This is a genomic window from Providencia sp. PROV252, from assembly GCF_033676005.1.
Lineage (GTDB): Bacteria > Pseudomonadota > Gammaproteobacteria > Enterobacterales > Enterobacteriaceae > Providencia > Providencia vermicola.
Genome location: NZ_CP096294.1, coordinates 3,373,959 through 3,385,530 on the forward strand (window position 1 = coordinate 3,373,959; position 11,572 = coordinate 3,385,530).

The 11,572-nt window shown below is 42.9% G+C and carries 10 protein-coding genes; 1 reads left to right on the top strand and 9 read right to left on the bottom strand.

The genetic code is table 11. The annotated features are described in order from the left end of the window. Positions 1-99: 99 nt before the first annotated feature. The 9 genes from M1F05_RS15660 to apt form a co-directional block, all read right to left on the bottom strand. The gene (locus M1F05_RS15660; RefSeq protein WP_206082925.1) at positions 100-1,413 is read right to left on the bottom strand and encodes an inosine/guanosine kinase; all 1,314 of its coding nucleotides are present in this window, start codon (positions 1,411-1,413) and stop codon (positions 100-102) included. A gap of 108 nt (positions 1,414-1,521) precedes the next feature. Next, complete coding sequence (gene wzz(fepE) / locus M1F05_RS15665; RefSeq protein WP_241016789.1) at positions 1,522-2,640, bottom strand: LPS O-antigen length regulator Wzz(fepE); 1,119 nt, start codon at positions 2,638-2,640, stop codon at positions 1,522-1,524. Positions 2,641-2,759: 119 nt separating this feature from the next. Continuing rightward, entirely contained in the window at positions 2,760-3,728 is a 969-nt protein-coding gene (gene hemH / locus M1F05_RS15670; RefSeq protein WP_206082927.1) for a ferrochelatase, read from the bottom strand. Positions 3,729-3,910: 182 nt separating this feature from the next. After that, positions 3,911-4,555 (bottom strand): adenylate kinase, encoded by a 645-nt coding sequence (adk, locus tag M1F05_RS15675; protein ID WP_206082928.1) that lies wholly within the window; start codon positions 4,553-4,555, stop codon positions 3,911-3,913. A 192-nt stretch (positions 4,556-4,747) separates the two neighbouring features. Next, complete coding sequence (htpG, locus tag M1F05_RS15680; protein WP_206082929.1) at positions 4,748-6,622, bottom strand: molecular chaperone HtpG; 1,875 nt, start codon at positions 6,620-6,622, stop codon at positions 4,748-4,750. Positions 6,623-7,288: 666 nt separating this feature from the next. Beyond that, entirely contained in the window at positions 7,289-7,888 is a 600-nt protein-coding gene (gene recR, locus M1F05_RS15685; protein WP_206082930.1) for a recombination mediator RecR, read from the bottom strand. Next, positions 7,888-8,217: a YbaB/EbfC family nucleoid-associated protein gene (locus M1F05_RS15690; protein ID WP_004260403.1), complete on the bottom strand. Its 330-nt coding sequence runs from the start codon at positions 8,215-8,217 to the stop codon at positions 7,888-7,890. Before M1F05_RS15690 ends, recR begins: the two co-directional genes overlap by 1 nt. A gap of 47 nt (positions 8,218-8,264) precedes the next feature. After that, positions 8,265-10,196 carry a DNA polymerase III subunit gamma/tau gene (gene dnaX / locus M1F05_RS15695; RefSeq protein ID WP_206082931.1) on the bottom strand — a complete coding sequence of 644 codons (1,932 nt, stop codon included), beginning with the start codon at positions 10,194-10,196 and terminating at the stop codon, positions 8,265-8,267. 112 nt (positions 10,197-10,308) lie between these two features. Beyond that, a complete protein-coding gene (gene apt, locus M1F05_RS15700) occupies positions 10,309-10,860 on the bottom strand; it encodes an adenine phosphoribosyltransferase (protein WP_206082932.1) in 552 nt (183 codons plus the stop codon). A 142-nt stretch (positions 10,861-11,002) separates the two neighbouring features. Between apt and priC the strand changes: the two genes are divergently transcribed. Next, the gene (gene priC, locus M1F05_RS15705) at positions 11,003-11,551 is read left to right on the top strand and encodes a primosomal replication protein PriC (protein ID WP_206082933.1); all 549 of its coding nucleotides are present in this window, start codon (positions 11,003-11,005) and stop codon (positions 11,549-11,551) included. Positions 11,552-11,572 lie beyond the last annotated feature (21 nt).

Consider the following 11,572-nt stretch of genomic DNA (forward strand, 5'->3'; position numbering starts at 1 on the left):
ACCCATAATGGAGTATATAAAAACACATTAATGCTCTTTCTGATATTAATGTGTTTTTATATTAAACATATCCAAACTGGACGAATTATAACCTAATCATTAACGTTCCCAATAAGACTCTTCTAAACTGTCTTCTTTTTCAGGAAGCCCACGAGTTAGCCGAGGGGAATGCTGGGTTAACACTTGATAACTAACCCGATTTGCATACTTACAAACTTGAGCCAATGAGGAATAGGTTAAATATTGGCGCTCATGTTTGCTGGAATTAGGCACATTTGAACGATGGTAAGAATTCGCTGTAATATCATGCAGTAATGCAGATAAAGCCCCGTCTCCAGCACCATTCGTGTTCATAATTTTCTCAGGGCCACCCATATACGGTTCAATATGCGAAAATATACGCAGTGGTACTTTGCAATCTTGCTGGCGCATTGCACGGCTAAATTCATATAAATTGAATTCTGCAATCGCACCAGGCAACAATGGGTGCTGAGTCGTCCGTTTGTAGCTCTCTTCTGTATATCCTGCCATATATAGCCCTGATGGGCCCGCCGTGCAGAGCACCAAATCAACCCAGTCTAGAGCCATATTAGAGGCTAATAACGGGTCACTTAGACCTGTCAACTCTTGCGCTTCATCTTCATTCATCGCAACGACCGAAATATGCTCAGCAAGGAAGTCACGCCAAAATTGCGGATCTTGAGCAATCACAAATTTAGTTCCCAATGTGAGCACCACAGGAACATTGTGTTTTTTCGCATAGGCTATGGCTTGCATTGTGGCATCAGGCATGGTTTCACCGGGTTTGCAACGCACCAAATACGCCGTTAAAACTAACGCAGACGCCCCAGCGATAATCTCTTCAGGAATACTCATTGGATGCAGGCGATTCATATGCCCAGGGCTAATGGCAAATGTCCGTTCACCATTTTCGGTAATCAGTGTGAAACAACGACCAATTGGACCATCAACACCTTGCAGATAGTTCAGATCCATACGGCTTGAGGTATGGCACAGGTAGCGATAAGCATAACTTCCTATTTGGATATTATTACACATCGTCCCTAATAATACCGACCTATCATCTGCTAACACTGAGTAGTTATGCAGCGTGTTACCGATGGTGCCACCCGCAAATTCATGCGTAATCAACGCATTGTCAGTCAACTCTTTATACAACGCCTCAGCAGCATCATCTTCAATAACCAATGAATGCCCTTTACTGAGCTGATAACGTTGAATAAAATCATCATCTACTTTCGCTTCAATATCGACTAGAGTTTGATCTATCCCCACAATATAGGATTTACAATTCTCATCATCAGCCAACGTCTCTTTTAATGGCTGTAAAAGTGGATCTCTGAGACTAACAGGGAAATAATGTTTTGACTTGCGTTGACCGGGGAATTTCATAAGTAAGAAGATTAACAATGGAACATCACGCTATTCTAGCACGATAAAATAAAGCCAGCACCTTCAAAGAAAGTACTGGCCTCATTGTTTGTCTTTTGTAAGGTTAGCTTACTGATTTTGCATTTTATAATCGCGATAAAGCTCACGGCTTAATACAAATGCACAACTTAAAATTAAGCCTAAAATGGCGCTTAACGCCACAATCAATGCTGATTTAGGTGATTCTTTATTCAATGGCAAATCAGGTTGTAATATAAAAGTGACTGGCGTAAAAGCCAATTCCTTACTCTTCAATTCAGTGATTTCATTGATATAAATCTGGCGATTTTGCAAATTTTCACTCATCAAGGCTAAATCACGGTTTTGTGTCTCAATCAGTAATTTCTTTTCTAACGCCTCAGCTCCCAACGCAATAGGATAGTCTGGGTCATCATTAATCGCTTGAGAATCACTGGCTATAGGCTTTTCAATCCCTGCTGCTTTAGCAATATCCACTGCACGTTTTAACCTTTCAACTTTAACGTCATACTCAGTTTGAATTTTGCTCACTTCACGCTTAAGTGATTCAGTGGCAAAAATAAGTTGCTGTGAGATCGTATTATCAATTTCGTTTTTAATCTGACTTCTCACTTTAGATGCGCTATAGCGGATATAGCCATCCAATAAATCTTGGGCTTCTGTTGGCTGTGATGCCGTAAATTTTAAGATAATATCGTTAGAGGTACTGTTTTTCTCTTTAGATTGGTCTTGAATTTGAATATCGTTATTAATGATTTGATTCACTAAACGTTGCTGTGCCACCACATCATCTTTAGGATCAACATTTTGTGCAAGTTTATGATAGTACTGGGTACTTCTAACATAGTCGCTTTGATTAACTTTAGAACGATATTGGTCTATAAAGGCATTAAAAATACGTTGAGACGTTAAATCTATAGGTATTTCAAGTACATCCAGTTGAGCTTTTAGTGCATTAACTTCTTTCATGCTTTCGGAGGTTGGCGGAATGACAATGGCCGTGCTGCTCCACTTTTGAGGTAAAAGCTTGACAATCCCAGCACTCAACGCAATACATAAAGCCGTAAAAATGGTAATCAATAATTTATTTTTTAATAAAACACTCAATAATGCCATGAGATCAATTTCATCACTCTGCTGAATATGAAATTGATGAGCAGAATTTGACTTCTGCTCAATACTTTTTCGTGGCGGCTGCTCATTGCTCATATTAATTCCAAAAGACATAACATTTCTTTAATAGTTTTTAATTTAAGATAAGTTATTATAGTCTATATTTGAAATTTTGATATATCGATTACTGAACTTTTTAGTATCAATTTAAGCGATCACTGATTTAATTCATCTTGAATAATTAAATTAATCATGCGAATACTATTTAGATTATCATTTAACGCCGCTATGTAATTATATTTACTACCCCCACTACTGATAAAGAATTCTTTATTTTGTTCGCTAATTTCTTCTAATGTTTCCAAACAATCAACAGAGAAGCCAGGGCAAATGACCTGAACAGAGTTTACCCCTTGTGATGGTAATTCATGCATGGTTTTATCCATGTATGGCATCAACCAAGGTTCACGACCAAAACGTGACTGATAAGTGAGCAACACTTTTTCACTTGGGTAATTCAGCGCCTCTCGAAGCGCCTGAGCCGTTTGTTCGCATTCTTGCTGATAGATATCCCCTGTATCACAATAACGCTGTGGGATACCGTGGAACGACAATACCAGCCTATCAGGTTCACCATGTACTGCAAAGCTCTCTTCAATTGATGCTACTAATGCTTGAATATAAGCAGGGTGAGTTGCATAACTGCGAATAAAACGGACTGACGGAATGGTACGCCTACCTTGAAAAGCTCTCGTTACAGCATCATACACAGCAGCAGTTGTTGTGCAGGAGTATTGTGGATATAACGGTAAAACAACTAAATCATTAACGCCTTGCTCCATTAAACTATCAACAGCACTTTTAATGGAAGGCGAACCATAGCTCATCCCTATTTCTACGGGGGTGTTTGGCATCAACTCTGCCAGCTTTTGTTTTTGACGCAATGAATACACCAATAAAGGTGAGCCATCATCAAGCCAAATTGACTGATAGAGCTTAGCCACTTTAGATGAGCGCAGCGGTAGAATGGCTCCATGTAAAATGGGTTTCCAAATCAAACGAGGTACATCAATAACGCGCTTATCACTAAGAAACTCGGCTAAATAACGTCTAACAGCTGAAGTTGTTGGGGCATCAGGGGTTCCTAAGTTCGCTAACAGAATGCCGGTTTTTTTTTCTGACATGAAACAGCTCCTAATTGATAATCATTCCCAACTTTATCACAATTAAATAACGATTTTTGTCACCAAGTGGTATAAAAAAGAAAGGCAGCGATATTCGCTGCCTTCATATAATACATTCATACTCTAAATAATTCGAATTACAGTTATCAATACTGTAATTTAGCGCATGATACGTACAAATATTAACCTAAAATTTTCGCTAACTCTGCGCTAACTTCTGCGACTTTACGAGTACCGTCTAATTTAAAGTATTTAGTGTTACCCGCTTTCGCTTCGTTTTGATAATAAGCAATCAATGGCGCAGTGAGTGCATGGTATTCAACCAGACGCTTACGAACCGTGTCTTCTTGGTCATCTTTACGGATAGTCAGCTCTTCACCTGTCACGTCATCTTTGCCTTCCACTTTTGGTGGATTGAAGTTGACGTGGTAAACACGACCTGATGGTGCGTGAACACGGCGACCGATAATACGCTCAACAATGATTTCGTCTGGTACGTCAAACTCAAGTACGTTATCAACAGTAATGCCCGCTTCTTTCATCGCATCCGCTTGTGGAATTGTGCGAGGGAACCCATCCAACAAGAAGCCGTTACGGCAGTCATCTTGTTTGATGCGCTCATTAACCAGTGCGATAACAAGTTCATCCGTCACTAATTTGCCGTTATCCATCAGCTCTTTAGCTTGTAAACCTAACTCGCTCCCTGATTTAACAGCTGCACGTAACATGTCACCTGTTGAAATTTGTGGGATCCCAAACTTCTCCATAATAAATTGAGCTTGAGTGCCCTTACCAGCGCCCGGAGCGCCCAGCAGAATGATACGCATTGCGTAAACCCCTTGCTATTTAGTTTTTTATAATTTGAAAAGAAAACACGCTACCATACCATTAGCATGGCGCTTTACTCAAGAACACACGTAAACGTTTTCGCATTTATCTTTTTTCGCAAAAGAAAAAAACCACGCTAAAGCACAAGCAAAAGCGCGGTTTATGTTCAGAAACGAAAATACAATTTCACATTACTTTAGAAGTAATTCATTGATTTTTCGTATAAATAGATTTGGATCTTCTAACGTCCCGCGTTCTGCCAATAAGGCTTGATCCAGCAGGACATCTACCCAGTCAGCAAAAACAGACTCATCTGAGACTTCAGACGCTTTTTTCACCAGTGGGTGTGCAGGGTTTAGCTCAAAGTTATATTTCACCTCTGGTGCTGCTTGCCCCGCCGCCGCAAATAATTTCGCCATTTGCGTACTCATTTCATCCGCGTTGGTGGTAACAATCGCTGGAGTGTCGGTTAAGCGGTGCGTTAATTTCACCTCTTTAACACGCTCACCTAAGAAGGTTTTCACGCGCTCAACAAATGGTTCAAGCTGTTTGTCTGCTTCTTCTTGTTCTGCTTTGTTTTCATCGGCAAGTTTATCCAATGATTCATCTGCTTTACTGACTGATTGGAACTGTTTACCGTCAAACTCAGACAAGTAGTTCATCATCCATTCGTCAATGCGGTCGGATAACAGCAGGACTTCGATACCTTTTTTGCGGAACAATTCCAGGTGTGGGCTACCTTTCGCTGCTGCGTAGCTGTCTGCGGTGATGTAATAAATTTTGTCCTGACCTTCCACCATACGGCTAACATACTCTTCCAACGACACGTTTTGTTCGCTGCTATCGGTATGTGTTGTGGCAAAACGCAGAAGTTTCGCGATTATTTCGCTGTTCGCCATATCTTCAGCAGGGCCTTCTTTCATCACGAGACCAAATTGCTGCCAGAAGGTTTGATATTTTTCTGTATCTGATTTTGCCAGTTTTTCGAGCATTTGCAGAACGCGTTTCGTTAATGCACTGCGTAAACTGCGAGTCAGCGCGCTATCTTGTAAGATTTCACGCGATACGTTCAGTGGCAAATCATTGGAATCCAAGACACCGCGGACAAAACGCAGATAATTAGGCATAAACTGCTCTGCATCATCCATAATGAATACACGCTGAACGTACAGTTTTAAGCCATGTTGTTGGTCACGATTCCACAAATCAAACGGCGCTTGAGAAGGCACATACAGCAAACTGGTGTACTCTTGCTTACCTTCAACACGGTTGTGAGTCCACGTTAGTGGATCCGCATAATCGTGGGAAATATGTTTATAGAATTCAACATATTCTTCGTCTGATATTTCAGATTTGCTACGTGTCCATAGGGCTTTCGCTTGGTTGATTTTTTCCCAAGTGACCGTGCCGTCTTCTTCGTTTTTATCTTCGATTTCAACAGGCAAGGCAATATGGTCTGAATATTTACTGATCACTGACCGTAAGCGCCAGTTATCGAGGAATTCTTTTTCGTCATCGCGTAGATGTAAGGTTATTTCAGTCCCACGCTCCGCTTTTTCAATATCCGCGATGGTGTATTCACCCTCACCCGCGGATTCCCAGAAAACGCCTTCATCAGCTGGCGCACCCGCAGCACGGCTGCGTACAGTGACTTTATCCGCCACAATAAACGCGGAGTAGAAGCCCACACCAAACTGACCAATCATTTGGCTGTCTTTGGCTTGATCGCTACCGAGAGTTTCTAGGAATGCTTTTGTACCCGATTTTGCGATTGTTCCAAGGTTGTCAATCACCTCGTCACGGCTCATCCCGATACCGTTGTCGCTGATAGTTAGCGTGCCTTTATCTTTATCGGCGCTGATGCGTACACGTAATTCACCCTCATTTTCGTACAGCTCTGGCTTAGATAGCGCACGAAAACGCAGTTTATCTGCCGCATCAGATGCGTTAGAGATAAGCTCACGCAGGAAAATTTCTTTATTGGAATAAAGAGAGTGGATCATTAATTGGAGGAGTTGTTTAACTTCTGATTGGAAACCACGCGTTTCCTGTCCTTTCATACTCATTAATCGCCTCTATTTCATCAATCTAATTGGATAGGTTTGACTTACCGATGCAGATTAGTTGGGGGCGAAAAACAGAAATTCAAGCGAAAAAGACAAAAATTTTTATCAAATAAAAACCTAAAACCAATGATTAAAAAGGAAATAATAACAACATAAATTATTTTGAAGGAAACCAAGAAGGAGATCTTTTTACCACCTCCCAGTATATCCTCTAAATAATTTGTGCTGTAGCTAGGCGTCGAATGCGTTAATCCCTAGGAGCATACACGAGTTGTGCCCTGAATCGTCCCCTCTCCAGTTATATCCTTTAAATAGTTCAAACTGTAGGTAGGCGGCAAATGAGGAGATTTCGGAGAGCATATATGAGTATGTGGCCCCAGTCGCCGAAAGCAGACTCCTACAGCTTACCCTCTCCAGTTATATCCTCTAAATAGTTCAAACTGTAGGTAGGCGGCAAATGAGGAGATCTCGGAGAGCATATATGAGCATGTGACCCCTGTCGCCGAAAGCAGGCTCCTACAGCTTACCCTCTCCAGTTATATCCTCTAAATAGTTCAAACTGTAGGTAGGCGGCAAATGAGAAGATCTCGGGGAGCATACATGAGTATGTGACCCGAGTCGCCGAGTGCAGCCAACACCCCTACAGATTGAAATATGACGAGGATATCAAAGTTTAAGGCGGCCGGAGAGCGAATGGGATAACGTCGTACTATCTACAAGCTCCAACTCCCCCCCCACTGGAACCCCGTGGGCGATACGGCTCGCCGTCACCCCATATTGCGCGCACATTTGCCCAATATAGTTTGCCGTTGCTTCGCCTTCCACCGTCGGATTGGTGGCTAAAATCACCTCGACGATTGATTCGGCGGCTAAGCGCTCTTCAAGCCGATCCAAGCCGATATCCATCGGGCCAATACCATCTAGCGGTGATAGATGCCCCATCAGAACGAAATAACGCCCTGAAAATTGCCCCGTTTGCTCAATAGCGTAGATATCCGCAGGGCTTTCCACCACACAGATCAAGCCATTTTGTTGGCGGCGGGGATTATCACAAATATTGCATACATCTTGTTCAGTAAATGTTCTGCAATCACGGCAATGGCCAATTTCAGACATCGCACGTGTTAACGACTGCGCTAAACGCATCCCACCACTACGGTCACGTTGTAGTAGTTGGAAAGCCATTCGCTGCGCTGACTTTGGCCCAACACCAGGGAGACAGCGCAGAGCTTCCATTAATGATTCAAGAAGCGGACTAGTTTGCATTAGAATGGCATCTTAAAGCCTGGTGGTAATTGCATACCACTAGAAACACTCGCCATTTTTTCTTTTTGCGTCTCTTCGATACGACGTGCTGCATCATTAAATGCCGCAGCAATTAAATCTTCCAGCATTTCTTTGTCGTCTTCGAGCAGACTAGGGTCAATTTCTACGCGACGACAGTTGTGTGAGCCATTGATAGTGACTTTAACCAGACCCGCGCCAGATTCGCCTGTAGCTTCTAGTTGAGCGATTTCTTCCTGAACCTTTTGCATTTTGTCTTGCATTTGCTGGGCCTGTTTCATCAGGTTACCCAATCCACCTTTACCGAACATAGTTTTCTCTCACAACTGAGGCTACAGCTAAATATAAGACTGTAGCGTTAAACGGGGCGAATACTCTCTTCGTCCAACTGCGCATCAAACATTGAGCGCAGTTTTTGAATCGTCTTATCCGCAATAATAGACTGGCGAGCTTGTGCCAGTTTCTCTTCATAAATCGCCTGTCGCCATTCCAGCGGGGTTTTCACCTCACTATTATCATCGTGAACGATTTTCAGTTCAACAGTACGACCATACAGTTCACTCAGAGCCTCTTCCAATGCTCTATGGGCAGAGGGTTTATCAAGGTGTTTCTGAGCGGGACGCAAATGCAAAGCAATTTGCGACTCACTTAATTCTTCTATATATGAATTCAAAGCTAATTGTTCAACTAGCTTGGGAATATTTAATTTTGCAATTTGACCTGACCAGCTATCTCGTTCACGCCCTTCTTCGATAATTTTTACTGCTAATTCAGGGGTTTTCTCATATTCGAGCGCCTCTTTAATCTCCGTTGGCGTGGTGACCGCCTCTTTCGAGTTCATAACGGCTTCGTTTTGTGGCTTCCACTGATACTGCTTCGGTTTCTCTGGTTTTGCAGACCCCGATGCTTTGTTTTCCACATTTTGTTGATGTTTGCTGGTCACGGCGGCCAGCCTTTCCAGTGCTGATACCGCCGGCTTTGCCCTTTCAGACATCACCGGTTTAGCCTTTTTTGGGCTAGGATCCTCACTTTGTGGCACTTGCAGCGCCTGCCTTGCTTTGAGCAATTGCGCTGTCGGGCTATTTTCAGGCAAATTTTCTGAACGAGGCATCGAAGGTGCAACACGTTGCTGAGTAACAGGCTGGTTCACAACTGCCGCTTGCTGCACTATTCTTGGGGGCGGTTCAATCTCTTCAATCACGCTCTTTGGGTGAAAAGCTAACGCCCGCAATAGCGTCATTTCAACCCCCATACGCCGCTCTGGTGCATAAGGCAGCTCTTTTCTGCCCACCAACAGAGTTTGGTAAAAAAGTTGCAAATCCGCAGGGGAAACCACCCTAGCCACTTGCCGTAAACGCCCCTCTGTTGAAGATGGGTCGGTTTCTTGTTCCGCAGGCAGTAATTGGATCATCGCGATGCGGTGCAGTTGCGATAGAATTTCCACTAATAAGTTTTCCCAATCAGCACCGCGACTTGCCGCGTGCTCCACTTGGGTCATAACCGCAATGCTATCTGCTCTAACGAGGGCTTCGATAATGGCTAAAGGTTGCTCATCATCCAACGTTCCTAACATTTGGCTGACTATGTCTGCGGTGACTTTACCTTGCCCCATAGCAATGGCTTGGTCAGTTAAACTTAATGCATCACGCAAGCTGCCATCCGCAGCACGAGCAATTAATTGACGTGCACGTTGGTCGTGCTCAATATTTTCTGCATTGAGAATAACCTCGAGCTGTTCACTGATTTGCGTGACATCCAACGCTTTAAGATGGAACTGTAAGCAACGCGATAAAATCGTCACTGGCAATTTTTGTGGATCCGTCGTTGCCAATAAAAACTTGACGTGCTCAGGCGGTTCTTCGAGGGTTTTTAATAGCGCATTGAAGCTGTGCCGTGAAAGCATGTGAACTTCATCGATGAGGTACACTTTAAAGCGCCCTCTCGCAGGTGCATATTGCACGTTGTCTAGCAATTCACGCGTATCTTCGACCTTCGTTCGCGAAGCGGCATCAATTTCAATGAGGTCAACAAAACGACCTTGCTCAATTTCAAGACAGTTTGCACATTGGCCACAAGGCGTTGCTGTGATCCCTGTTTCGCAATTGAGCCCTTTAGCAAAAAGGCGTGCGATTGTGGTTTTCCCAACACCGCGAGTCCCCGAGAAAAGATAGGCGTGATGAAGCCGCTGGTGCTCCAGCCCATTAGCAAGTGCAGTCAAGACATGTTGTTGGCCAACAACGTCTGAAAATTTTTGAGGTCGCCACTTACGGGCAAGTACCTGATAGCTCATGGATCCCACAGTAATTTAATAATGGTGTGTGAATAAAGGTAATCATAGTACATGCTACCACAGCCTCAACCTCTGCGGCGAGACTGTGATAAAAATAGAGGAAAAATAAAGATTAATGGCCAGGGAATTCAACCAAGCTGTATGAAGAAACGCCTTCTTTTTGTAAGCGTTCAACGCCACCTAAGTCAGGTAGGCTAATGATAAATGCAGCCTCAACTACATTTGCGCCAAGTTGCTTGATCATTTTCACGGTCGCTTCAACTGTTCCGCCTGTTGCCAGCAGATCGTCAACCACCAGCACATTATCTTCTGGACGAATGCTGTCTTTGTGGATCTCAAGGGTATCAGTGCCGTATTCAAGATCATAAGTCATACTTAATACTTCGCGCGGTAATTTTCCTTTTTTACGAACAGGAACGAAACCCACGCCTAAACGTAATGCGACTGGTGCGCCGAATAGAAAACCTCGCGCTTCAGTTCCTACAATCTTAGTGACGCCTTTATTTTGATAATGCTCAACTAACATATCAATCGTTGCTTGGTATGCAGCAGGGTTATTTAACAAAGTCGTAATGTCACGGAAGATCACACCTTCGATTGGATAATCTTGAATGGATGCGATACTTTCTTTAATCAATTGCAGTTGTTGCTCTTTAGCGGTCATAATAAAAGCCATGTAGTAAACACGAAAGTGTAGAATCTATGTAAAGTACCATAAAAATGCAATAAGCAGCCGTCTATTTGCGGTGAGTTTTGTTGCTGAATATCAATTTTACGCGATTTTTCACATTTAATGGGAACAAAAAATGAAAATACAAGCTCTGTTGGATGCGTTAAAAAAGCAAATTGACGAGTTAGAAACCCGTGTCGCTCCCATTAAAGATAACGAGTTTTCCCACTCACGTTTTGATATGCAACTGTTTAGCCATAAATCGACGCGCTTAGGGGATTGCCAAAAAGAGTTAAATAATCTTTATCAGCAGTTGTGCAACAGTGTCACACTGAACCATACCGAACAAGTGAATTTTCTCACCGAAAAAATTGTGCATCAAATGCAGGCTATTTCCCGCGAAATTTCAACGCAATCGTTGCGTGAAAAAGAATCATCCTTTACCAAGAAAAAGGAACAGGTTGATTTATATGAACGTTTATCACAACATCAAGATTATGAGCGCCGCTTACAAGCGATGGTCAGTGAAAAAGAACTTCAATTATCAGGGCTAACAGACCACCGCTTACAGCACCAATGCCAAAAAGAGCTCGCAACATTAGCAGGCCGTTTGTACCGTTGCCGCCAAGCTCTTTTACGTATTGAAAAGGCCATAGAGCACCAAGAAAATCAGTATTTTGAATAATACGACACACCGCAATATAAG